This window comes from Hymenobacter metallicola (assembly GCF_004745645.1).
GTDB classification, from domain to species: domain Bacteria; phylum Bacteroidota; class Bacteroidia; order Cytophagales; family Hymenobacteraceae; genus Hymenobacter; species Hymenobacter metallicola.
In genome coordinates, this window is the sequence record NZ_SRMB01000001.1 from 1259890 (window position 1) to 1283629 (window position 23740).

21 protein-coding genes are annotated in these 23740 nt (G+C 62.4%); 11 read left to right on the forward strand and 10 right to left on the reverse strand.

Annotation, left to right across the window (positions count from 1 at the left end):
• Positions 1–40: 40 nt before the first annotated feature.
• A complete protein-coding gene (locus tag E5K02_RS05340; RefSeq protein ID WP_135392792.1) occupies positions 41–1144 on the reverse strand; it encodes a vWA domain-containing protein in 1104 nt (367 codons plus the stop codon).
• A gap of 179 nt (positions 1145–1323) precedes the next feature.
• On the opposite strand from E5K02_RS05340, the gene E5K02_RS05345 reads away from it, so the two are divergent.
• The 3 genes from E5K02_RS05345 (at position 1324) to E5K02_RS05355 (ending at position 3318) form a co-directional block, all read left to right on the forward strand.
• Positions 1324–1605, forward strand: a complete 282-nt coding sequence (locus E5K02_RS05345; protein WP_135392794.1) for a DUF427 domain-containing protein — start codon at positions 1324–1326, stop codon at positions 1603–1605.
• A gap of 70 nt (positions 1606–1675) precedes the next feature.
• Positions 1676–2311, forward strand: a complete 636-nt coding sequence (locus E5K02_RS05350; protein ID WP_135392796.1) for a hypothetical protein — start codon at positions 1676–1678, stop codon at positions 2309–2311.
• A gap of 134 nt (positions 2312–2445) precedes the next feature.
• Entirely contained in the window at positions 2446–3318 is an 873-nt protein-coding gene (locus E5K02_RS05355) for a bifunctional transcriptional activator/DNA repair enzyme AdaA (RefSeq protein ID WP_135392798.1), read from the forward strand.
• Between the two features lie 92 nt (positions 3319–3410).
• On the opposite strand, the gene E5K02_RS05360 is transcribed toward E5K02_RS05355, so the two are convergent.
• Together E5K02_RS05360 and E5K02_RS05365 are read right to left on the reverse strand one after the other, a co-directional pair.
• Entirely contained in the window at positions 3411–4388 is a 978-nt protein-coding gene (locus E5K02_RS05360; RefSeq protein WP_135392800.1) for an acyl-ACP desaturase, read from the reverse strand.
• A 104-nt stretch (positions 4389–4492) separates the two neighbouring features.
• Complete coding sequence (locus E5K02_RS05365; RefSeq protein WP_135392802.1) at positions 4493–6115, reverse strand: hypothetical protein; 1623 nt, start codon at positions 6113–6115, stop codon at positions 4493–4495.
• Between the two features lie 140 nt (positions 6116–6255).
• Between E5K02_RS05365 and E5K02_RS05370 the strand changes: the two genes are divergently transcribed.
• The gene (locus tag E5K02_RS05370) at positions 6256–7896 is read left to right on the forward strand and encodes an ArnT family glycosyltransferase (RefSeq protein ID WP_167856292.1); all 1641 of its coding nucleotides are present in this window, start codon (positions 6256–6258) and stop codon (positions 7894–7896) included.
• Positions 7897–7920: 24 nt separating this feature from the next.
• On the opposite strand, the gene E5K02_RS05375 is transcribed toward E5K02_RS05370, so the two are convergent.
• From E5K02_RS05375 to E5K02_RS05385, 3 genes are all read right to left on the reverse strand, one after another.
• Positions 7921–8877: a glycosyltransferase family 2 protein gene (locus E5K02_RS05375; protein ID WP_135392806.1), complete on the reverse strand. Its 957-nt coding sequence runs from the start codon at positions 8875–8877 to the stop codon at positions 7921–7923.
• A gap of 6 nt (positions 8878–8883) precedes the next feature.
• Complete coding sequence (locus E5K02_RS05380) at positions 8884–10179, reverse strand: MATE family efflux transporter (RefSeq protein WP_135392808.1); 1296 nt, start codon at positions 10177–10179, stop codon at positions 8884–8886.
• A 74-nt stretch (positions 10180–10253) separates the two neighbouring features.
• Positions 10254–11255, reverse strand: coding sequence for a hypothetical protein (locus tag E5K02_RS05385; RefSeq protein ID WP_135392810.1), 1002 nt, complete (start codon positions 11253–11255; stop codon positions 10254–10256).
• A gap of 142 nt (positions 11256–11397) precedes the next feature.
• Between E5K02_RS05385 and E5K02_RS05390 the strand changes: the two genes are divergently transcribed.
• Both E5K02_RS05390 and corA read left to right on the forward strand, forming a co-directional pair.
• Positions 11398–12309: a hypothetical protein gene (locus E5K02_RS05390; protein WP_135392812.1), complete on the forward strand. Its 912-nt coding sequence runs from the start codon at positions 11398–11400 to the stop codon at positions 12307–12309.
• A 222-nt stretch (positions 12310–12531) separates the two neighbouring features.
• A complete protein-coding gene (gene corA, locus E5K02_RS05395; RefSeq protein WP_135392814.1) occupies positions 12532–13734 on the forward strand; it encodes a magnesium/cobalt transporter CorA in 1203 nt (400 codons plus the stop codon).
• A 53-nt stretch (positions 13735–13787) separates the two neighbouring features.
• On the opposite strand, the gene E5K02_RS05400 is transcribed toward corA, so the two are convergent.
• Positions 13788–16523, reverse strand: a complete 2736-nt coding sequence (locus E5K02_RS05400; protein WP_135392816.1) for a ligand-binding sensor domain-containing protein — start codon at positions 16521–16523, stop codon at positions 13788–13790.
• 253 nt (positions 16524–16776) lie between these two features.
• On the opposite strand from E5K02_RS05400, the gene E5K02_RS05405 reads away from it, so the two are divergent.
• The 3 genes from E5K02_RS05405 (at position 16777) to E5K02_RS05415 (ending at position 19559) form a co-directional block, all read left to right on the forward strand.
• Positions 16777–17346 (forward strand): hypothetical protein, encoded by a 570-nt coding sequence (locus E5K02_RS05405; protein ID WP_135392818.1) that lies wholly within the window; start codon positions 16777–16779, stop codon positions 17344–17346.
• 21 nt (positions 17347–17367) lie between these two features.
• Positions 17368–17925, forward strand: a complete 558-nt coding sequence (locus tag E5K02_RS05410; protein ID WP_135392820.1) for a hypothetical protein — start codon at positions 17368–17370, stop codon at positions 17923–17925.
• 146 nt (positions 17926–18071) lie between these two features.
• Complete coding sequence (locus E5K02_RS05415) at positions 18072–19559, forward strand: APC family permease (protein WP_135392822.1); 1488 nt, start codon at positions 18072–18074, stop codon at positions 19557–19559.
• Positions 19560–19642: 83 nt separating this feature from the next.
• Here the strand turns inward: E5K02_RS05415 and E5K02_RS05420 are convergent, their stop codons facing one another.
• The 3 genes from E5K02_RS05420 to E5K02_RS05430 all read right to left on the reverse strand — a co-directional run bounded on the left by E5K02_RS05420 (position 19643) and on the right by E5K02_RS05430 (position 21849).
• Complete coding sequence (locus E5K02_RS05420; RefSeq protein WP_167856293.1) at positions 19643–20335, reverse strand: carboxypeptidase-like regulatory domain-containing protein; 693 nt, start codon at positions 20333–20335, stop codon at positions 19643–19645.
• A 309-nt stretch (positions 20336–20644) separates the two neighbouring features.
• Positions 20645–21022 carry a hypothetical protein gene (locus E5K02_RS05425; protein WP_135392826.1) on the reverse strand — a complete coding sequence of 126 codons (378 nt, stop codon included), beginning with the start codon at positions 21020–21022 and terminating at the stop codon, positions 20645–20647.
• A gap of 68 nt (positions 21023–21090) precedes the next feature.
• Positions 21091–21849, reverse strand: coding sequence for a DUF547 domain-containing protein (locus tag E5K02_RS05430; protein WP_135392828.1), 759 nt, complete (start codon positions 21847–21849; stop codon positions 21091–21093).
• Positions 21850–21992: 143 nt separating this feature from the next.
• On the opposite strand from E5K02_RS05430, the gene E5K02_RS05435 reads away from it, so the two are divergent.
• Positions 21993–23318, forward strand: a complete 1326-nt coding sequence (locus tag E5K02_RS05435) for an NAD(P)/FAD-dependent oxidoreductase (RefSeq protein WP_135392830.1) — start codon at positions 21993–21995, stop codon at positions 23316–23318.
• Positions 23319–23428: 110 nt separating this feature from the next.
• On the forward strand, positions 23429–23659 hold the full coding sequence (locus E5K02_RS05440; protein WP_135392832.1) for a hypothetical protein: 231 nt from the start codon (positions 23429–23431) through the stop codon (positions 23657–23659).
• Positions 23660–23740 lie beyond the last annotated feature (81 nt).

Genomic DNA, 23740 nt, shown 5'->3' on the forward strand with positions numbered 1-23740 from the left:
GAGCAAGCATGATGGCATTTTTTCGCTACCAAGACTTCATCTACAGCGTTTTGCGGCGGTTGCGCTTGTAGTCTTCAAATACCAGGTGGCCCAGGCCCTTGAGGCTGCTGTAGTAGGCTTTGCCCTGGTTAACCTGGGTAAACTCCTCCACAAACTGCTGCAGATACGGGTCGGAGGCAATCATGAAGGTGGTGATGGGCACCTTGAGGCGGCGGGCGGCGGCGGCCAGGTTCAGGGTCTTGTTCACCACTTTCCGGTCGAGGCCAAAGCTGTTTTTGTAGTAGCCGTTGCCTTCCTTCAGGCAAGTTGGCTTGCCGTCGGTTATCATGAAGATCTGCTTGTTGGCCGTTTTGCGCTTGCGCAGCAGGTCCAGGGCCAGCTCCAGACCAGCCACCGTGTTGGTGTGGTAGGGGCCGACTTCCAGGTAGGGCAAATCCTTGATGGTAATGGGCCAGGCGTCGTTGCCGAACACGATGACGTCCAGAAAGTCTTTGGGGTACTTCTGCTTCACGAGTTCAGCCAGGGCCATGGCCACCTTCTTGGCGGGCGTGATACGGTCCTCGCCGTACAAGATCATCGAGTGCGAGATGTCAATCATCAAGACCGTGCTGGTCTGGGTTTTGTGCTCGGTTTCGCGCACTTCCAGGTCGCCCTCGGCTAACATGAACTCGTCGGACAAGCCGTGGTTGAGCTGGGCGTTGCGGATGCTCTCGGTCATCGAAATCTGCTCCAGGGAGTCGCCGAAGCGGAAGTCGCGGATATCGGTGCTCAGCTCGTCGCCCTGCCCGGTCTGGGGGGTGCGGTGGTTGCCGGTGTTGCCTTTCTTGAGCTTGCCGAAAATTTCTTCCAGGGCGCTTTTGCGGATGCCCTGCTCGGTTTTGGGCGTAATCTTGAAGGCACCCCGCTCCTGCTCGTTCTCATCGATGTAGCCCTTTTTCTTCAGGTCCTCGATGAAATTGCCCATCCCGTACTCGTTGTCGGTCAGGCCGTACTGCTTGTCGAGCTCGTTGAGCCACGACAAGGCCTCGGCCACGTCGCCCGACGTGATGGTGACCAGTTGCATAAACAGCTTAAACAGTGTCTCGAAGCCTTTCTCGGACGACTCTTCGGGCACGAAATCCCGGAAACGAAAACCTGCGGACATATTCTTAGGGATTGAGCGTTGATAACAATAGGGCCGGCAGCAATGTTCGTTTGGGGTGCTTTGTCAGGTATTTTGCGTCCGTAACGGGCCTGGTACGGTAGCCCGAACCGTTCAGTATCCGACAAGGTTCTTCCCTGCCTTCAGGACGGCAGCCGATTGTTAAACCCAACCACCCCCCTATGAAAGCCATTTGGAACAACACCGTCGTTGCGGAAAGCCACGATACGGTAGTAGTCGAAAATAACCATTATTTCCCCGCTGACGCCATCAAGCGCGAATATTTTGAGGACAGCATCGCCCAGACTTCCTGCCCCTGGAAAGGCCGGGCCAGCTACTATTCCCTGCGCGTAAACGGGGAGCTCAACAAAGATGCGGCCTGGTATTACCCCGAGCCCAAGGAGGCGGCCAAGGAAATCAAGAACCGGGTAGCGTTCTGGAAGGGCGTGAAAGTGGTAGAATAAGCCGCGGGCCAGCCTATCTTCCCCGCTCCCGTTGCCGTATAGGCAGCTATACCTTTTTTCACCCCTTTGTATGCGTACCTCTTCCCGCCTGCTGCTGGCGGCTTCCCTGCTGGCCGCCACCAGCTGCGACAGTGCCCGCGAAACGACTACCGGCCAACCCAACCCCACTACTTCCGCCGCGCCTGAGGCCACTCCGGCTCCCCCGCCCGGCTTCAATAAAACCCTGACGGCGGCCCCCTATACGTTCGTGGTCCGCTCGGCCGGCCGGCTGGGCCAGCGCCAGTTGCTGGTGCGGGCCGAGCAAGACGGGCAGGAGCTGACCACGGCCCAGGATTCGATTCTGGGCGAGGTGAAAGACGCCCAGTTGGTCAAGCTGACGTCGGGGCCGGGCTCGGAGCTGCTGGTTTTCGTGGAAGGCGCGGGCAGCGGCTCGTATGGGGAGGTACGCGGCTACTGGTTCGGGGGCAAAGACTGGGAACGAATGAGCATGCCCAAGCTCAGCGGCCCGGCCGCCCGCGGCTACCAGGGGCAGGACAAATTCCGCCTTCAGGGTAAGGAGGTTGTACGCACCTTTCCTGTTTACGGCCCCACCGACGCCAACTGCTGCCCCAGCGGCGGCACCCGCACCATTCGGTATGTGCTACCCGAGAAAAGCCTGACCTTCCGCCAGGTCAGCGTGGTGAACGAGGCTGCCCAGGCTCAATAACCCTCAAGCCCCTTGTTACGAAGCCGTTGCCCTGCCGGGCAATGGCTTTTTGTTTGTCGGCAGCTACCTGCGCAAGAATCGGGTTTTCGGGGGCTGGCTCGGGCCGTAGCTTTGAGAACAAATCTGCCTTTGCCATGACTGACTACCAACGCATTGCCGCCGCTATTGGCTATATCCAGAATAATTTTCGGGCCCAGCCCACGCTGGAACAAATTGCCGAGCAGGCCCACTGGAGCCCGTTTCATTTTCAACGCAAATTTCAGGAGTGGGCCGGCGTTAGTCCCAAGAAGTTTTTGCAATACCTGAGCGTAGCCCACGCCAAGCACCTGCTGCAGCGGCAGGCGTCCGTAGCCGAGGCCACCTATGCTACCGGCCTCTCGGGCCCGGGCCGCCTCCACGACCTGTTCGTGACGCTGGAAGCCATGACGCCCGGGGAATACCGCCAGGGCGGCGCCTCCCTCACGATTGGCTACAGCTTCGGAGAAAGCCGGTTTGGGCCCTACCTGGTAGCCTCTACTTCCAAAGGCATTTGTCGCCTGCACTTTGCCGACGATGCGGACCAGGCGCTAACCGAACTGCGCCAGGAATGGCCCCAAGCCACGCTCCGGGCCCAGGCCTCGCCCGAACACGCCCAGGTAGCTCGGTTCTTTGCCCGCGAATTTGGCCCCACCGACCGGCTCAATCTGCACCTGAAAGGCACTGATTTTCAACTTAAGGTATGGGAGTCGCTGCTGCGGATTCCGGAAGGCCAGCTCACCACCTACGCCGGACTAGCCGCGCAGGCGGGTTACGGGCCGGCCGTGCGGGCCGTGGGCACGGCCATTGGCGCCAACCCCGTGGGTTACCTCATTCCCTGCCACCGCGTGATTCGCAACGGCGGGGAGCTAGGCCAGTACCGCTGGGGCGCCACGCGTAAGGCGGCCCTGGTGGGCTGGGAAGCGGCTCAGCTCGTAAGCGTGCCGCAGGCTACCGAAGCGGAGCACCGAACAAGCAGCGAGCAGGAATAACTTGCCATTTTAGCCCGCTTCGCAACCAGCTTACACAAACAAGGCCCTTGCTCAGCTTGAGCAAGGGCCTTGTTTGTGTAAGCTAAGACAGATTATTCAATCCACTTAAACTTGTACTCCAGCTTGGGCACGGGCATGCGGTCGGCTACGCGGCGCAGACGACCGGGCAGGGCCATGATATAGTCACGGGCCTTTTCGGCGGCACCGTTGAGGTCTTTGATCTGGTCGATCTTCCAGGTGGTAATCAGCCCTTCCAGAATGTCGGTATAATCCTGGCTGGTGTAGACACCCAGGCGCTGGGCCGCATCGGTGAAGTGGCCGAAGGTTTTCCCCATCTCCACGCCCAGTTCCCGCATGTAGTGGGCCGGCATCACGATTTTCTTGCGCATCATGTCCTCAAAGGCCAGCATCATTTCCGACGGGTCTACTTCGAAGATCTTGTCGACAAACGTCTGGTACACGCGGGCATGGCGGGTTTCGTCGCCGGCAATCATGCCGCAGATTTTCGACAGCTGCGCGTCGCCGGCTTTGCGGGCCAGGGTGCCCACGCGGCGGTGCGAGAGGTTGGTGGCCGCTTCCTGGTAGCTGGTATAAATGAAAGCCCGGTAGGGGTCGTGGGCCGTGCCTAAGTCAAACCCGTCGGCAATCAGGTACTGGGTGCTGGTTTCGAACTCGCGCATATTGACGCGGCCCGACAAGTAGAGGTAGCGGTTGAGCAAATCGCCGTGGCGGTTTTCCTCGGCCGTCCAGCCCCGAATCCACTGGGCCCAGCCGTTGTTGGGGTCACGGTTCAGGTCGTCGAGCTGGTGGAACCAGGCTTCGTAGTTGGGCAGGGCTTCTTCCGTGATAGTGTCGCCGATCAGCACAGCTAACAGGTCGTAGCTCAATCCTTTAGCCCGCTCACGTAGTTCGCGCACTTCGTCGAAGAAAGTCTCCGAGCGGGAATCAGGCAGAAAATCGGCGGGTTGCCAGCTGTCTTCGACCTTTCTAAGAAAGCCGTCAAGATTTTCTTTTAAAAAGGATTCGAGATGCTGAAGCACCTCCCCGCGGGAGGCCACAGTTGCAATCATAGGAAGAGAAAAAGAAGGAATTCGGGTCAAATGTAGGCATTCACCTTGCACAGATACGTAAAACCGACCTGCTCGGGCGCCTATAAAATTTTGGCATTTTACCCTTATTTCATCTTTTCCACCCGAACCCGGTAGTGTTGAGGTAATCCGGCCGCGGTGGGCACGGCCGGAGCGTAGGACTGCAAGGTGGCCCGCCAGCCGTGGGCGGACCAGTACGCCTGCAGCCAGGGTACTATTTCCGGGGCTAGCCACCACTGCGCCTGCGGGCGGGCGGCCAGCCGGGTTAGCGCCGTTGGCCAGTGGCGCGTGCCGGTGAGCTGCTCGCGCAAGGGAGCCTGGGAAGGATCCAACGTGGGCCAGCCCGTAAGCGCCACCACGGAACCCGGGGCAAAGTGCAGCACCTGAAACGGCGACTGAGATTTATAGGCGCTTTCCAACCCAGCCGCTACCAGTAGCTGCCCCTGTTGGGTCAGGGTCTGCAACGGAAGCAGCACCGCTAGGCCACGGGCCCGCTCCTGCCTCAAAACCTGCACCCGGTGGGTGGTTTTGAAGGCGTAGGCGAGCAGCAGTAAAATCAGCACCGCAAAAAAGGCGGGCGAAAAGCGCGGCAGCTGGCGCCTGGAATCCTGGAATACGTAGGCCAGATTGCTCAGCAGCCAGAGCGAGCATATCGGCATGCCCAACCGCGGCGGCAACTTGAGAAGCCCCCCCAACCCAACCAGCAACCCCAGCACCGCCAGCTGGGCCAGCCAGAAGCGTTGGCGGTGCGGGTAACGCTGGCTCTGAGCCACGCGCAGCCAGAGCAGTACCTGCAGGAGCAGCAGGGCAAAATAATCCCGGACCAGCAAGCTGCCCAGAGTCGTCAGCTTGGCTGGCAGCACAGCTGGCAGGAAATAGTCGGGCTGCAAGCGGGTGCTGCGCGCAAACAGCGCCTGGTTGACCAAAGTAGAATCACCAAAGGCCCAGTGCCCCACCGCCGTTAGCCCCAGCTGGTCGGTAGTAGAGGTATGCGCGGTAGGCTGGTAGAGCTGGTAGTCGTTCAGGTTGGACTTAAGCACATCCAGGGTGCGGTAATTGGCCACCAGAGCACTGCTCGTCAGGGCCAGCACGCCGCTGCCCACCACGACCAGCGCCAAAGCTCCCCCGGCCAGGGAAGCCCCGCGGCGGCCGGCCAGCCACATGGCCCCGGGAGCCGCCACCAGCAGCCCCAGCCCAGCGGCACTAGGGCGAATGAGTCCGGCCAATACCACAGCCAGCAGGGCGACGGCCAGGATACGGCGCCGCCCCAGGCGCTGGGCCGCCAGCAGCAGGGCACTGCCCGCCAGCAGCACCGGCACCCGCACGTAGCTAAACCACAACCCGTGCTCGAGCCAGGCCAAGGCGTAGAAGCCCAGCAGCACCAGCACCAGAAAACGAGCGGGCAACCGGGTACGCAGTAGCTTGTCGAGCACGGCAAAGGCCAGCCCGGTAGCGGCGTAGAGCAGCCCGTAGAGCGTGAGTCCGTACCAGGGCAAGCCGGGCCACTGTTGGTACAGCGCAGCCAGCAGAGGCGCCAGGCCGTGGAAGTAGAGGTGCAAGTCGGTAACCGGGGCGGCGGCCGTGCTGCCCTGCAGCAGCAGGGTAATGCTCAGGTCGTCGTTGGTTTCGTAGTAGCAGCCCAGGCCCGCCGTGGCAGCCAGCAGCAGGGCCGGCAAGACGACAACGCGCAGAAATCGGGAACTGAGCATGGGGCAAAACGGGCGGGAACTGGTCAGGTGAAAAGACGACGGAGTAAAGATGAGCACGGAAAATGGTTTCTGCGCCGCGGGCGGCACTTACGCCGGGGGGTGCGGCGGGTAAGTGCCGCTAAATCGGTTGCTTTGCAGCCGTGAAGCCTCATTCCCCCCGCCTGCCCGACCTGACCCTGGTTTTTGTGGTGCTGCTCACGCTGGCCTACTTTTTCCTGACCCACGAAGGGCTGTATGACCTGGACGACTACTTCTACTCCCGCTATGCCCACCAGCTGGCCAGCGGGACGTTTCGGGTCGAGCCTGATCCGCAGGGGCTGCTGCACGACCCGCTCAAGGAAAGGTGGCTGATTTTTGGGCCCGTGGCGCTGCTCTATCGACTCTTCGGCATCACCATCATTTCCACCACCCTCTGGCCCCTGCTGGCCACGCTGGGGTGCGCCCTAGTGCTCTGGATGACCTACCGGAAACGGGAGCCGGTGGTGGCCGCCGGGGCCATGCTGCTGCTGGGCCTCCATTATTTCACGCTTAATCTTACCAATTACCTGTACCCAGATAATATCTTGATGTTCTGGTGCTTGTGCTGCGGCGTGAGCTTACTACGGGGCCGGGAACAGCTACGCCGCCCAGTGCTTTGGGGAGTTGGATTTGCAGTCCTCAACTTTGCGGCCCTGCTGAGCAAGGAAACCATTGTTTACTACCTGCCTTTCTACCTGGGCGTGTTGGCCCTGGATATGTTTCGGCGGCGCCACGGCCGGTTCTGGCTGGCTGCCGTCGGGGTCGGGGCTGCTTTGCTGGGCACCTACCTGGCGTTTTACCAGGTTTATACTGACGACGCGTTCTACCGCATTCACCTGATTGAGCACACCAACGAATTCTTAAAGGAAGGCAACTTCCTGGAGGGCAACCGGGCCGCGCTACTGGCCCGCCTCACGTACCAGCCCCTGGCCTTTTTGGTGGGGACGGGCCTGGGCGTGGCGTTGCTGCTGGCCCTGGCCGCCGCGCTGGGCCGCCGTCGTAGGCAGCACCCGGAGGCCGATTTCTGGCTGGCTCTGGCGGCGACGACCCTGGCTTTTTACTGGCTGGGTAGCACCTCACTTACGCACTACAACCCCATTACCCTGATTCCGCGCATGACCACGCCCCTGCTGCCGCCCCTGTGCCTGGCGGCCGGCTTTGGGCTGCGGGCTTTTGTACGGAGTCCCCGCCAGGGCTACTGGCTGGCGGCAGCGCTGCTGGCCTGCGCCGGGTGGCTGCACAACAGCATAAGCGTACTGTACGGGGGCCTGGCCCTCTACTTTGCGGTGGCTACTTGGCTGGCTCGGCCAGTGGATTCAGCGGCCTGGCGAGTCCCGGGCACGGAAGGCTTTGCGGCCCTGGCCCTGCTGGCATTGGCGGCTATGCTGAGCATCCGGCCGGTGTATTTTATGCGCAAACCCAGCGTATCGGGCCACGCGGCCCAGCAGCAGGTGCTGGCGCAACACCTGCGGGCCCCGGCCCGGGGCGTGGTTTTCGTCGACGATTTTCTGATCGGCAACTACGACTTCTACTACGGCTACCAGGTGCCCCCCGGCCTGCAGTTCCGCCGCTATGCCGCCGCCGACTCCGTGCGGCGGCGGCCCGGAGAAAAGGCCTGGCTGCTGGTCAATGCCAGCACCCTGACCAACCCGGAGCTGACCCGCAAGCTGATCCGCTACTCCCGGGCGGATGTGCTGGCCCGTTTTCCCCGGCGCCGGTTGGTCAAGCAGGTCGGCACCGTGCAGTTGTATGGCATTGACTAACCAGCCCTAGCAGTCGGGCGGGTGTTACTTCTTGCGCAGCCCGGCATACTGCCCCAGCACCCAATCGAGGGGCTGCACGGTCTGGGTTTCGGTAAGCAGCTGAAACAGGTCCCAGGCTTCGGAATAGTTGCCCCAGCGCACGGCCTGCCGTAGCTCCCAGCGCAGGCGCACGGCCAGGGCGGCTTGCTCGGCGGGCGTGCGGCACAGGACCTGGGCCTTGCGACACACCCGGATAGTGGAGGCCAGAAACGGGTCGTTGGGCCGGTAGCCCCGCCGCGACATAGCCCTGGCGTGCAGCCGCTTACGGGTGGTTACTTCATCAAGAAAATAAAACCGAAAGTCGCGGGCGGCGCGCACCCAGAAGTCGAAGTCCTCGTAGGCCAGCGTTTCGTCGTAGCCACCCAGCTGTTCGAGCGTCGCGCGCCGCATCATCATGGTAGGCGTGCTGATAAAGTAGCGGCGCAGCACCTCGGCAAAGACAAAGCCCGAGGCCGGCCGCGGGTGTAGCTGCCCGCCGGCCTGGCGGCGGTAATGGTAGCGCACGTGGGCCGAGGCTTCATCAATCAGCTCGGCATCGGTGTATACCACGCCGTAGTCGGGTGGCAAGTGCTGGAAGCACGCTACCTGCCGGGCAACTCGCTCGGGAAGCAGGACGTCGTCGGTAGCAAAGTCAATGAAGAACTCGCCCCGGGCCTGGCGAAAAGCCTGGTTGAAGGCCCGGCAGTTGCCGATATTTTCGGGCAGGAAAATGGCTTGCCAGTGCGGGTGGGCCGCCGCATACTTCCGCAGAATATCCCGGCTGGCATCGGTGCTGGCATCATCCACCAGAATCACCTCCAGATTGGGGTAGGTCTGGGCCAGAAGGGAGTCCAGGGCCTCGGCCAGAAAAGGCGCGTGATTATAGCAAAGCGCCACAACGGTAACCAGCGGCAGGGGTTCCTGAACAGACAATGACGACGTGATTGGGGAGGGTTCTTGCATGCTGAATCAGCGCCAGTGAGGTCGGAAGTAGACGATACAGCCCCCGAGCAAGATGCCGAAGCGGGCGGCGTGGGCCAGGGGCGCCCCCAGCAGTCCGTAGCGCGGGAGCAGCACGGCCAGCAGCAGGGCATACAGCACCGCCGAGCCGGCCTGCACGGCCACGTAGCGGCCCACGTGGGCTTTGGCCATCAGCAAAAACAGGAAGGTCCAGGTCAGGAACTTGGCCCAGTCGCCGAGAAACTGCGGGGCCAGCAGGCCGCGGGCGGCGGCAAACCGCGCGTCGAAGAGCACGGGCAGCAGCCAGTCGCGCAGGCCGTAGAGCAGCCCCAGACCCAGCGCCAGCCCGGGCGCCAGCACCAGCAGCACCGTGCGCACGTAGGTCCGCAGCGGCGCCGGCTGCCCGATTAAAGCGGCCAGGCGGGGGTAGTACACGCTGCCCATTACGGCGGAAAACACCATCGTGTAGTTGTCCGACAGCTTGGCCACGGCCTGCCACAACCCGGTTTGGCTCAGGTTGAAATACCGGATCAGCACGTCGCGCAGCACAAAGTCCACGGCTTTGCTGAAGAGCAGTACACTCAGGGCCATCAGCAGAAACCGGCCCAGGTCGCGCACGGCCCCGCGGCTAATCTGGCCGCGCCAGGACGTGAGCAAGCCGTAGTGCCCACACAGCGCCAGGGTTGGCAGCAGCGTGAGCCCCTGGGCTAGCAGGTAGGCCAGCAGCACCTTTTCCACGGCCAGCTCCCAATACAGCGCCGCGGCCACGCCCGCCACGCCGATGCCACTGAGAATGGTGGTCAGCCAGACGTAGGCCCGCAGCCGGCCCGCCGCCAGCAGCACGGCCACCCAGAACGTGTTGAGCGTGAGCAGCACAATGCCCAGGGCAAACAAGCCCACCCACAACCAGGACGGACGAAACACGCCTACCAGAGCCTGCTGCCCCGTAAACAGCACCAGCGTGCCCAGCAGCAGGGCCAGGCCATTGAGCAGCAGCCCCGCGCCTACCCACACCCGGTAACGCCCCGAGCCCGGCCGCAGCGGCGCCAGGTATTTGACAATGCCCACGTGCACCCCGTCGTTGGGCAGGGTGGTAAACAGGGCCATCAGGTTTTGGAAGTGCGCCAGCAGCGTAAGGCCGCCCGGGCCGCCGTACACGGCCAGCAGCTTGTTGAGCAGCAAAGCCCCGGCCGTGCGGGCTCCCACGGCCAGCCCCGAGCTGAAGGCTCCCCGCAGGAAACGACTGATGCCGCCGGCCACGGGCAGGGAAGAAGAAGACGTATCGGCGGAGTCGGCGGGCTGCATGAACCACAAAAGTAGCGGATGTTCCGGCGTGGACCCGTACCCAAGCTGCGCGGGTGGCTTGCTCCAGCCGGGCGCTACTTCTCGAACGTGAGCTTGAGGCTGGGCACGCCGCCCAGATGGCGCTTAAACTGCAGCAACGACTGGTTCAGGCCCTCGGGCAGCGTCGAGGTGCCCAGGTCGAGCAGGGCCTGTCCGTTGGCCCGGCCAAAGGCGTGCAGGCCTTCGTTGAGCAGCACGACCGGGCTAAACGTATTGAAAGCCAGCGGGCTGGCCGGGTAGAAGTTATACAACACCCGGCTGCTGACCCGAATAGCAATGGTCAGGGCCGCCCATTCGCCGGCCGGCGTACGCACCGAGAACAGAAAGTGGTCCTGCGGAAACTGCTGAAACAGCTCCTGCAGGCGCTCCAGACTCATAGACAGCGTCTGGCCCTTCTCCTGGCGGCAGCGGCTCAGAAACTCGTAGGCCAGGGGCAAATACAGGGGCGTTTCCTGCTCGAAGACGAAGCCCTGCTGCCGGCACTTGCGCAGCCGCCGCCGCTCGGAGGGGTGGAGCCGGGCCCGAAAGTCAGTATCCAGGGGCAGGTGGTTGTTGATTTCGGCCAGCGTGACGGCGTAGCCCAGCTGCTGCAGGACCTGGGTGAGCCGGGCGCTGCCCGCCGGGTCGTAGGCAAAGGGGTAGCTGCGCAGCCGCAGCCGGGGCCAGCCCCGCGCCGCTAGCTCCCGCTCCGCCAGTTGCAACAAGGCCCGTAGCACGGCTGCGGGCAGGTCGTGGGTAAGCTGTACCCCGCCGAACGGAGCCTGCCCCGGGCTTAGCGCCACGTGGGCTTCGGCCTCGGCTACTACGTGCAGCTGGGCCACGGTGCGCTGACGGCGCTGGTCTTCGAGGTAAAAGGAAAAAAGCTGCCCACTATGGCGCTGCAGGCGCAGGTGGCGGGGCGTCAGGTACAAAAATGACTCGAACGCCAGGGGCAGCGTGGGCGGAGCCGCCCCACCAGCCGGTTCTGCGTGCAGCCGCACCACGTACTGGTCACCTTGCTCGGGCAGGGGCAGCAAACAAGAGGAAGCAGCAGGCATGCAGAAAATAAAAAGGCGGTAAGCAGGGCCGGAAGGGCGAAAGTACAAGTAAAATCGGGGTGCAGCGGGCAAACGAGGCGGCCGTGTCGTATTTTTGCGGCCCTTTTGCCGATTCCCACCATTTCATTTTGCCGCGTCCCGCATGCTTGCTCTTTTACTTTCAGTCCTGTTTTCGGTTACCATCGTTTTCATTTTCAAGTACTTTTCCCGTTTCGGCGTCGACACCTTCCAGGCCCTGATTGTCAATTACGGTACCTGCGTGGTCGTCGGCTGGCTGGCGTCGGGCATGCCCTCGTTGGCCCCGTTACGGGCGGGTGGCCCCTGGCTGGTGGCGGCGGTGGCCCTGGGCGGCCTCTTTATCGGCACGTTTTATCTGGTGGCCCTCACGGCCCAGCGCGTGGGCGTTAGTGCCGCGTCGGTGGCCAACAAGATGTCTTTGATTCTGCCCGTGCTCTTCAACCTGCTGGTGCTGCGCCTCTCCCAGCGGCCCTACACCTTCATCAACTACGCGGGCATGGCCCTGGCCCTGCTGGCTATTCTGCTCACGGCCCTGCCGCGCCGCTCGGCCACTGCCGAAGCGCCGGAGGCGGCTCCGGCGGCCGGCTGGTGGTTGCCCCTGCTGCTGTTCGTCTCCAGCGGCGCCGGCGACTCCCTGCTCAACTTTGCCAGCTCGACCCTGCTGCCCGACGCGGCCACCCGCACATTATTTCCCCTGGTCACGTTTGCCACGGCCGGCGCCATCGGGGGGCTGCTTATGCTCAGCCGCCTGGCGAAGGGCGGGCAGCCGTTTGCCCTGAAAAACCTGCTGGCCGGTATCATTCTGGGTATTCCCAACTATTTCTCGATTTACTTCCTGATAAAAGCTCTGGGCAACTTCGGCAACGACGGGGCCTTTGTGTACCCCGTTGCCAACGTAGCCACCATTCTGCTGGGCGCCGTTGGGGCGGGCTTCCTGTTCCGGGAGCAACTCGGGACCCGGGGCCGGTTCGGCCTGGCTACGGCCGTGGTGGCCCTGATGCTGATTTCCTACCAGGAAATTGTAGCGGCTTTCTAGCCTGCTCTTGCCCCCTAGTGCGTAAGCCCGCCGGATGCAATGCTTCGGCGGGCTTACTTTTGCTGGGTATTCTACCGCCTGTCATCCAGGCAGGGTCGAGTTCCTCCGATACGCTTCTTCATCAAAACTATCGGTTGTATGCCGTAGCTTGGCCGGCAGCCTGGGGGTTGCGCCCCTGCTAGCCGCCTTTACGTAGAAGCCCCGCGCCCCTATATTCCGCACATGACCGCCTTTACCCCTACCTCTTCGCCCGACTTGCCCCCCGTGCCCACCGTGGAGCCCGAGCCAGCGCCCCTGCACGCGGGCGTTTCCGATCGGGCCGCCACCCAGCAGGCCCGCGAGCAGCAGGTGGGCCAGCGGCCCGGCACGCTCACCATCCGGGAAGGCTCTCTGGTCCCGCGGCTGTTCCTGATTTCCTACAGCGACTCGTTTTTTCAGGAATCCGAATACCGCAATTACGACGACCTGCTGGCCTACTTTCAAGCCAACCCGCAGCTAAAGCACTGGATAGACGTGCGCGGCTACAACGACCTGGGCCTGCTGCAGCGCCTGATGCAGGACTTCCGCATTCATGCCCTGCACATGGAGGACGTGCTGGGCGACTACCAGCGGGCCAAAGTGGACGTGTTCGACGACAACCGCCTGTTTCTGGTGTCGCGCATGACCGACTTCACGTCCCTGCTGGAAATCGACGACGACCAGCTTTCCCTGGTTACGGGCCCCAACTTTGTCATCTCCTTTCAGGACGACTACGAAGACTGCCTCGACTCGGTACGCAACCGCCTGCGCTCGGGCTTCAGCCTGATTCGGCATAAGTCGCCGGTATACTTGGCCTACGCCCTGACCGACGTCGTGCTCGACCACTACTACCCCACCATGGCCGCCATCGGCGACTATATCGAGGTCCTGGAAGACCGGATTTTTAACGGGCGCCCCAACCGCCACCTGCTCAGCCGCATCCTGCAGATCAAGAAGGATATCGTGCGCTTTCGCCGCCTGGTGTACCCCGAGCGGGAGAAAATTGCCGAAATCCTGCGCATGCCCGACAACGTCGTGTCCGAGGAAATCAAGGTGTATTTCAAGGACTGCTACGACCACGCCATTCAGGCCATGGACCTGGCCGAGAGCTACCGCGAATCTATCAGCAGCCTGATGGATCTGTTTCTCTCCGACCAGAGCAACCGCATGAACGAGGTAATGAAGGTGCTGACCATTATCAGCAGCATCTTTATTCCGCTGAGCTTCGTGGTGGGCCTCTACGGGATGAATTTTCAGCGCGAAAACCCCGACGGCACCGTCAATCACCTGAACATGCCCGAACTCTACGAGCCCTGGGGCTACCCGGCCCTGCTGGGCTTACTGGCCCTGATTGTGTGCGGCCAATTGGTTTACTTTTACCGCAAAGGCTGGCTGACGAATAGATAGTTGTCCGTTGTTAAGTCGTGCCGGCGTTTGCGCTGACAACTAGCAACCAATAACTAGTTCATCTTCAGCGCCGTGCGCCGTAGTTCGTTGCCAATAACCCGGTACAGATGGTAGGTATCGGTGCCGGCATCATAGTCGATGCCCACCGTGCCGGTGCTGCTGTCGAAGGGCTGCCCCCCGACCAGACGGCCCTGGGTGTCGTAGATGTAGGCCTTGTGCGGGCCGGGCTCGGTTAGCACGTAGGCGCGGCGGGCGGGCCCGAAGTTCAGGAACTGTACCGGCTTGGGGCTGGAAGTGACAAAGCTCTGGGCGAGCAGCTGGCGGCCGGTGGGTTCAAACAGACTCACCCGCCCGCCTTCTTCCCGGGCCACAATGTAGCTGCCCTGGGCCTGGTCGGGAATAAGCTGAAAGACGGAGCTGCGGCTCCAGGTAGCTACCCGGCTCCGAGTCACGATGTCGCCGCTGAGGTTGAAGCTTACCCGCTCGCCGTGCTGAGTAACCACCGTCAGGCGGGAGCGGCGCAGCGAAGCCCCGCTTTCCACAAAAGCCCCCGAGTGCAGCCGGGCTCCTACGCTGATAGGGAAGCCGGGGTACACGCTGCCTTGCTCGTCGTAGGCGTAGATGTAGCCGTTTTCCAGCAGCACCACAATCACGTCGCGCCCGTCGACGACCAGGTAGTGCGGAGGGGCGGCCAAGCCAAACTCCATGCGCTTGGGCTGCCAGCCAGCAAAAGCCCGCCCGTTGGTGTCGTACAGGAACAGGTTGCTGCCACCCCCGCCCACGAGCAGGCGCGGGGCGGTCCGCCCGTTCACCGGCGACACGACCAGGGAAGTAGCCTGCACGCTGTCGGGCAGGTTCAGGGGGAAATTCGGCAGCTCCCGGCTTCTTTCATCCAGAAAATGCACCTGGGAGGCTGTGGCAAACAGGTAGCCGTTGCTGTTATCGAGGGCAATTCGGCGGATGGGGCTCACCAGCGGCCCGGGCAACGAGTCGGACCAGGCCACCACGTTATCGGGCGTCACGTAGTGCAGCACCTGCTGGGCGTCCTGCACCAGCACCCCCGGCACCCGCGCCCCCGTAACCGGCACCAGCGTGGGCGCACTGGTCAGCGGCGTTTTGAATGCCAGGGCCCCACCCGTACCACTGGCCGATTGGGGCTTGGCTACTGCCGGCCCAATTGCCGGATGACGCAACACCAGCTGGGTGAAATACTGGGCATCGGGCTCGGCTTCGTTGGCCGACGGCACAAACTGCAGAGCAATCTGCGGAAAGCGCTGAAACAGGGTTTCGTTGCGCAGCAGGCCCGCCCGCCGTTCTTCCACCAGGGCCCGCAGCAGCACATTCCAGCTGTTGCGCGTGTCGATGAGTACCCGCATACGGGCCAGGGGCTGGGTTTCCTGCAGAAAGGCTACCTGGGTGGGTGAGCGGCTCCAGACCTCCCCGGCTACCACATCGGTCAGCCAGAGGCGCAGGGCCGCCGCATCGGGTCCAAACACCACGTAATTACCCACCTGGGCCACGGCGGCCGGCCCGAAGTCGGTGAACATGGAGCCCAGCAGCCGCGCGGGTAGTTCGGGCAGGCCGGTTTCGTAAATCTGGTAGGGCCCTACCCGCTCGAAGGCCGGGCTGGCCCCGCTCAGGCGCCGCAGCTGGCCCAGGAAGGTGGCCGTTTTCACCGGATTCTGACAGTAGGCCAGGGCCAGCTTGGCCGGCCGGATTCGGGCGGAGGGCGTGGCCAGGTAGCACAGGGCTACTTCCTCCGAGAGGCCCGCCGCCAGGCTGTCGAGCAGGGGTGCGGCCTGCTGGCTTAGCGAATCGGTGGCCAGCGGGCGGGCCGGGCGCAACACCTGCGCCTGCCCGAGCCCGAGGTGCACCAGCACCGCCGTGCGCAACGACAGCACATCGGCCATGCGCAGACGCTGGGCCGGCTGCTGGCGTAGGCGGCGGTGCAGGGCGTCGCGGGTGGTTTCGGGGTTAGCAAAGCCGTTGAAGACGACCTTGTTGCCCGCCAGCTTCATTTCCAGCTGGCCATTACGGGCTAGGCTGGTCACGGCGGCCACGCCCGGCTCGGCTTGGTCCCTAAAAAACACGCTCAGAAACCGGGGCAGGCGCCGGTAGTTAATCAGCAGCGTGGCGTCCACATCCTTAAGCTGCAGAAAGTCGGTGCTTTGAAAGTCGGCCGCTACCGAGGGCACGTTTGGGTGTTGCAGGCGCTGCACCACGGCCTCTACCAAAGCCGCGTTGGCACTCATTACCAAGTGGTTGCGGTAGTTGAAAAAGGTAATACCCTCGTCGGTGGCCCGCTCCCGGATGTCGGTCAGCTGCTCGCCCTGGTAGTCGCGGGCACTCACCTGGTAGCGCCCGTCGCGTCGTAGGCCGTCCACCAGGGTACGCACCTGCCGGTATTCGCGCACGCTCCCAATGGGCACCTGAAACAGCACGTCGAAGGTCCGGGCGCCGGTTACGTGAATTGAGGTCAATACTTTTTTAGTGCCCAGAAAGCGCAGCACGGCGTTGCGGCTGCTGATAATGCTGTCGACCAGCACTACGTGCTCCTCCACCTGCTGAAAGTAGCGCACGGCCGTAAGATTGTCCCAGAGCTGAGTTTCCTTCAGGTGACGCACCAGCGTGGCGTGGTCGCGGGTGGCGGCTACAAACACGGCATCGTCGGGCACCAGGGCCCAGGGGTCGACGGGGACGCTGGCCACGGCGCGGCGATAGTATACATAGGAGCCGAGGGCCGAAACCAGCAGCAAGCCTATCAGAAACACCAGAAGCTTTTGCGACATTACGCGGTGGCGGTGGGAAGATGCGGGCGGCAAAAATAGGTATTCGCCGCCCAAGTGGGCGCGGGCGCGGCTCCGGGGCTTGCGGGCAAAGCGTAGCCGGTCCGCAAACTCTGCTCAGAAGAGGGTACATACGAGCCAAACGTTTTTCGCAACTGCCTCCCCCCTCGCAAGTAGAGACGAACGGGGCTGAAGTCCGGCGCCAGGATTCAGGTACGATGTGTATCTTGGAGAGGATATCTTCTTTTGCCCTTTTATGCCTCTTTTGTATCGGTTCTTGCTCTGCTTACCGGCTCTGCTTAGCACCGGGTGCTTTCAGATTCGGGAGCCCGAGCCCGCCGATGCAGCCAGCGACTGGATTACGCCCACCCAGATTGATTTACTGCTGGCCAACTTCACGGCCGCTATCCAACGGCCCAACGTGACCAACTACGAGCGGTGCTTCAGCGGCCCGGGCTTCCGGTTTATCCCCGACCCCACGGCGGCTGGCACGGCGGCTTCCCTGTTTGCCAACTGGAGCGTGAGCGAAGAGCGGGACTACTTTAACAGCCTGCGCCGCCGCACGCCCGCTACGGCCACCAACCAGCTGGTACTGACGGACCGGCGCGACCAGTTTTTTACGGCCGACTCGGCCGAAGTATCGGGCTTGTACCAGCTGCGGATTACCCAGCAGGACACGGCTTTCCGGGCCACGGTACTTGAGGGCAACCTCCGGCTGCTGGTACGGCGACGCAACAATGAGTGGAAAATAGCGGGCTGGCGCGACCAGCGCACCTCGGCCCGGCCCAGCTGGACCGATTTGAAAAAGTACTTTATTACCCATTAGCGCCCCCTCTCTCCTGCTCGTATGGCTTCCTGGCTGGTTTCCCTAGTACGCTCACCCGCTGCCCGCCGCCGTACCGGGCTGCTGGCCGTAGGCCTGCTGGCAGTAGCAGCGGCCTGCAACCCGTTTGCGCCCAGCCTCGACGATGTGCCCACCGACCCCAACCAGCTGCTGGGCAACCCCGTGACGGTGCGGGGCTTTTTCGAGCGGTTTCGGGCCAGCTACCAGCTCCGCGACTCCACCCTGTACGGGCAGCTGCTGGACCGCCGCTTTATTTTCACCTTCCGCGACTTTGCTAATAATGTGGACCGCTCCTGGAACCGCGACGTGGAAGTAAATACCACCTACCGCCTGTTTCGGGCCGCCCGCACCGCCAACCTGCAGTGGACTCAGTACCTGCCCACCTCCGACACAGCCTTCTCAGATACGCTCGTCTACGTGGAACGCTCCTTTAGCCTCACCATCGAGCAGCGCGACAACCAGGCCTTTACCGGGGCCGGCAGTGCCCGGCTGGTGCTGGTTCGCAAGAACCGCACGGACCCGTGGCGCATGCGCAGCTGGTATGACCGGAGCGAGTTCTAACGTCACCCAAACGGGGGTGGCCGGCGTGCTTTCCGGGCCTGGGTGCTGATTAATAAGACTTCGGATAAGCGTAGAAACGGCCCGCTTGGTAAAGCAGGCCGTTTCTTTTCTATCTTCCGGCCCTCAAAAACCCTGACCCCAGCTTTATGCCCGAACAACAAGGCCACTTTCAGCGCGCCATTACTCTTTTCGATGCCGTCATGATTGTGACCGGCAGCATGATAGGCTCCGGTATCTTTATCGTCTCAGCCGATATTTCCCGGCAGGTCGGCTCCAGCGGCTGGCTGCTGGTGGTGTGGCTGCTCACGGGCGTTATCACTCTGGCCGGGGCCGTGAGCTACGGCGAGCTGGCCTCCATGTTTCCCAAAGTGGGCGGCCAGTACGTGTATCTGCGCGAAGCCTACAACAAGCTGGTGGCCTTTCTCTACGGCTGGACGCTGTTTCTGGTCATCCAGACCGGCGTCATTGCGGCCGTGGCCGTGGCCTTTGCCAAGTTCACCGGCGTGCTGGTCCCGTGGTTCAGCGTGAAGAATATGCTGGTAAAAACCGGCCCGTTGGTCGGCGACTACGCCTTTGAGTTTAGCAGCGTGCAGCTGCTGGCCATCCTGCTTATTATCGGCATCACGGCCATCAACGCCCGGGGCGTGCGGGCTGGCAAGCTGATTCAGAACGTACTGAGCAGCACCAAACTCGTGGCCCTGGCTCTGCTCATCATTGGCGGCCTGACCCTGGGCCTCAATGCCGAAGCTGTGCAGGCCAACTTCCACGACATGTGGACGGCCGTGCGCTACCCCGCCCCGGGCGTTTCGGCGGCCCCGTTGCCGTTGAGCCTGAGCGGCTTGGTGGTTGCCATTGGCATGGCCATGACCGGCTCCCTGTTTTCCTCCGACTCCTGGAACAACATCGGCTTCGCGGGCGAGGAAATCGTGAACCCCGAACGGACCCTGGTGCGCAGCATGGCCATTGGTACGGCCATCGTGACGGCGCTCTATATTCTGGTAAACGTGGTGTATCTGCTGGCCCTGCCCCTGGTAGGCTCCCCGGATGCTACTACCCTAGCCGGCCGCGGCATTCAGTACGCCACCGACGACCGGGTCGCCACTGCCGTAGCCGAGAACGTGCTTGGGTCGGCCGGGGCTGTGGTTATGGCCGTGCTCATTATGCTCAGCACGTTTGGCGCTAACAACGGCATTATCCTGTCGGGGGCCCGGGCCTACTACGCCATGGCCAAGGACGGCCTGTTTTTCCCCGGCCTGGCCCGCCTGAATGCGGCCGGCGTACCGGCCCGGGCCTTGTGGGCTCAGTGCCTGTGGGCCTGCCTGCTGTGCCTAAGCGGCTCGTACGGGCAGTTGCTCAACTACGTGATGTTCTCGGTAATTCTGTTTTACGTCATTACCATCATCGGCATTTTCGTGCTGCGCCGCACCCGGCCCGAGGCCCCCCGCCCCTACCGCGCCTGGGGCTACCCCGTGCTGCCGCTTATTTACATCGTGCTGGCCTCGGTTTTCTGCGTTATCCTGCTGGTGGCCGAAGACACCGCCCTGTTCTCGCGCCGCGGCCTGATGCTGGTAGCCCTTGGGGTGCCGGTGTTCTTTTTATTTGGCAAGCGTTTTTCCGGTTCCTCACCTCAATAAATGCGGTAGTTACTCCAATAGAAAAGGCCGCCCGGTACCGGGCGGCCTTTTCTATTGGAGTAACTACCGCGTGAAGAATCAGCCTAGCGCCGACGGCGGCGACCTTCGGACGGGGTAAGCGTCACGTTGACGGGCTGACCACCGCGGGCCCGCATTTCCTGGTCCTGGTAGCCGCCGTAGCCGTACACCAGCGTGTTGTCGCCGGCGGGTACTTCCAGGGTGTAGTTGCCATTGGCATCGGTGCCGGTGCCTTTGTGCGAGCCTTTGACGAGCACAGTCGCACCCGCCAGCGGGCGGCCATTCTCATCCAGAATACGCCCCGACAAGGTAACGGTAGTCGGCTCGGCGGGGGCGGCGGGAGCCGCCGCTACGGGCTCCGGCTCGGGGGCCACCTGAGGCTGCGCCGCTTCGGCAGCCTGGGCAGGCTGAACTGCCGCAGCGGCAGTGGCAGCAGGACGAGCTGCTACAGGTTTCGCCGCCACTGTGGTCGGGGTAATCGTAGCGGCTTCGGCCTCAACTTCCTCGGTAGGTTTCTCTTCTTCCTGCCGGGTGCCCGTCACGGTAGCATCGCCCAGCACGAAGGAAGGCATAACGGTAGAAATAGCCGATTTCGCGGTTTGGGCAGGAACAAAAGCATAGCCCAAACCGGCAAACAACACGATAGCCCCTACAATTATAGCCAGGCGCCCGTTGCCGGAGGAAAGCTCGTCTTCCTCACTGGCCAGCAGCGTGGCATCATCGTTTTCGGGTTCGTTAGAAGGGGTAGAAATGCTCATAGATGTGAGAAATGTGGTGGGGTAAGAAAATGCTCGGTCAGCCTCCTGGCAAGCAGCCATTCAAGTCAATAAAGAGGCTCAAGCTGGCGCGGCTTCAGTAAGGGTTTCTAAAGATATAGAATAACTCATTTACCTACCTAACATTTCTGTAACCTCAGGCCAGCTTTACCCGTAGGGCGGCACCCTGACCTAACTACTTTCCCCCAAAGGCGTTAGGGCGTATTTCCTGCCTGAGACCAGTACTTTATAGCGCAAAAAAAGCCCCGTATTTTTAGATACGGGGCTTTTTTACTGGCAGGATAAAGCGGGTTAGTCGCGGGGCAGCTTGGGCGGGCCGCTGGGCTTTTCGTCGCCAAACTGTTGCTCACGGGTGCGCAGGTCCATGTCCTTTTCGTAGCTGCCTTCCGCCTCAAACCCCGGGCCTTGGGCTTGTTCGCCGGCCCCGTAATGATCGTTGCCACCCTGAGGGGTGGTTTCGTCGCCGCCGATGTGCAGGTTTTCGAGCTGGTCTTTCTGGTCGCTGCGCTGGGTGTAGCCGTTGGCGCCCATGTTGCGGTGAGCCGAGGGGTCGTCGGAGGCTTTGCCGTTGCTTTCGCCTTCCTTATACTCCCGCTCCTTTTCCAGTCCTTCGTTTTTGCGAAAGTTAGCGGCCGCGGTGATTTCCTCGTTTTCGTTATCGATAGCCATGATGGTAGGTGCTGAGGTTGAACAGTGGGGTTTGCTTTCTGCTTACGCACCCGCGGCCCCGAAGTTGGCTAGCGGCGGCCCTCGTTCAGGGCCCAGTCGTAGGTATAATACTCGACCGCCAAGCCGGCGGGCAGCAGCCGGGCCGCCCGAAACTGGTTGATATAGCCCAGCAGGGGCTTGCCGGTGGCCTTGAAATCGGCCTCGTACCACTTGAAGATTTCGGAAACCAGTACTTTTTTCGAGTCCTCCTGCACCCGGATAAAGGTGGGGTCCTGCAGGACCCGCTGGGCCTGGGCCGTCAGTTGCGCCTCGAGGGTCGCCGGGGTGTAGGCGTCCTGGCTCAGCCGGGGGCAGCCCTTGGCCGCACACACCAGGGCAAAGTGCACCCGCGGGTCGTTGTAGGGGGTGCGCAGCTTGTTGTTTTCCAGCTCGTTCAACGTCATTTTCTCCCCGGCCACCACGCGCTGCTGCTTGTCAAAAAAGCCCGGCACTTTCATAACCGAAGTCAGCGGATAGCTTTCGACCACGGCCCCGATGACGGTCAGATTGTAGGCATTCAGATAGAAGGCTTTTTTCTCGGCCGCCGAGAGCGGCTGTACGCTCAGGGTCTGAACCTGCTTCAGCAGCCCTTGCAACTCGGCCGGACTGCGCTTGATGGCGCGGTAGTCGACCTGTCCGTCGGAGCCCACGTGCTTGTGCAGAAAAACCGTGGCTGCGGCAGCCAGCGCCTTTACATCGGCCGGCGCGGCGTGCAGCGTTAGGCACTGGCATAGCAGGAGCAGCACAACCAACCGGCCAACCCCGGCCCTGAGGGAAAATCCAAACATGAGCGAAAAAAGTAAGTTTGATAACAGTGGCTCAGCCTTCCGGCAAACCTGACGCCACAAACGTAACCGCCCGGCAACCGGATTGTGCAGCGGGTGGCCTACATTTGACTTCAGCCCTCTTTTTTTCGCGCTTTTCACCCCGTATGCGCCTTCTTATCATTGGCAATGGCATTACCGGCGTCACGGCAGCCCTCACCGTGCGGCGCCTGCAGCCCGAAGCCCAGATTACCCTGGTTTCCGACGAAAGTGCGCATCACTACTCGCGCACGGCCCTGATGTACGTGTATATGGGCCACCTGCGTCCCCAGGATATTAAGCCCTACGAAGACTGGTTCTGGACCGAGAACCGCCTCACGCTGGTAGAGGCCACCGCCACCGGCCTCGACGTGGAGCAGCGGCAGGTAAGCCTGAGTTCCGGCCAGACGCTTGCCTACGATAAGCTGCTGCTGGCCACCGGCTCGGTGAGCCGCTGGGCCGACTGGCCCGGCCAGCACCTGCGGGGCGTGCAGGGCCTGTATGGCCTGCCCGACCTGGCCCGAATGGAAGAAACAACCCGCGGCATCCGGCGGGGCGTGGTGGTCGGCGGCGGGCTGATTGGCGTAGAGCTGGCCGAAATGCTGCATTCGCGCGGCATTGCCGCCACCGTGCTGGTGCGCGACGCGCACTACTGGGGCTCGGTGCTGCCCGCCGCCGAAGCCCGGCTGATTGATCAGCAATTCGAGGAAAGCCGCGTAGAAGTGCGCTACCAAACCGAGCTGGCCGAAATCCTGGGCGATGCCGACGGCCGGGTACGGGCCGTGCGCACCACGGCGGGGGAAGAACTGGCCTGCGACTGGGTGGGGCTGGCAACCGGCGTGACGCCCAACCTGGCCCTGGTGCAGGGTACGGCCGTGGAAACCGACCGGGGCATTCTGGTGGATGAGCTGCTGCAAACCAGCGTGCCCCACGTGTATGCCGCCGGCGACTGCGCCCAGCACCGGCAGCCGGGTCAGCACGAAGTACCCATCGAGCAGCTGTGGTACACGGGCCGCATGCAGGGCGAAACCGTAGCCCACACCCTCTGCGGCCGCCCGACTCCCTACCGGCGCGGCGTGTGGTTTAATTCGGCCAAGTTCTTCAACCTCGAATACCAAACCTATGGCCGGGTACCCGCCTCCCCCCAAACCGACCTCGCCACCTTTTACTGGGAGCACCCGAGCGGCTACCACGCCCTGCGCATTAATTTTGAGAACAGCGCCGGGTTTGCCGTAACCGGCTTCAACGCCCTGGGCTTGCGCCTGCGCCAGGCCGTGTGCGAGCAGTGGATTGCGGCCCGTACCCCGGTCCGGGAGGTAATGGCGGCTTTGGGCGCCGCCAATTTTGACCCCGAATTTTACCGCCAGCACGAGTCCGCCATCGTGCAGCACTTCAACCAGCAGTTTCCTGAGCACGCGACCGGGTTGCGGCGCCGTAAAGGCCTTTGGGGATAATTTTTCCGGGTTGCGTGTTGCCCACCCAACGTAGGACACCTACCCGCAACCCTACTCGTGTATTCACCGACCGGTCACTTCTCGCTTACCTTACACCCAATCAGTACCCCATGGATTTCTCCAAGCTCTACCGCCCCAGCGCCCTGAACAGCTACCAGTTTATAGCCCTTACCGGCCTGATTATGAGCGGCGGAGCCCACTTGATTCTACGCTACTTCGTGCACCGCATGCCCGAGGGCTTCACCTGGCTCTACTTGTGCTGGGCCGGCCTTTACGTGGTGGGTTCCCTGCTGAACCTGTTTGGCAAACCCAGCGACGGGGGGCATCATCACCACCACTAAAAAACGCGGGGTGCATACGTCTCCTTGCAGCCAAAGGCTTAACTTACTGCTCAGCTTCCCGCTTCCGCTCTCCCAACTCGC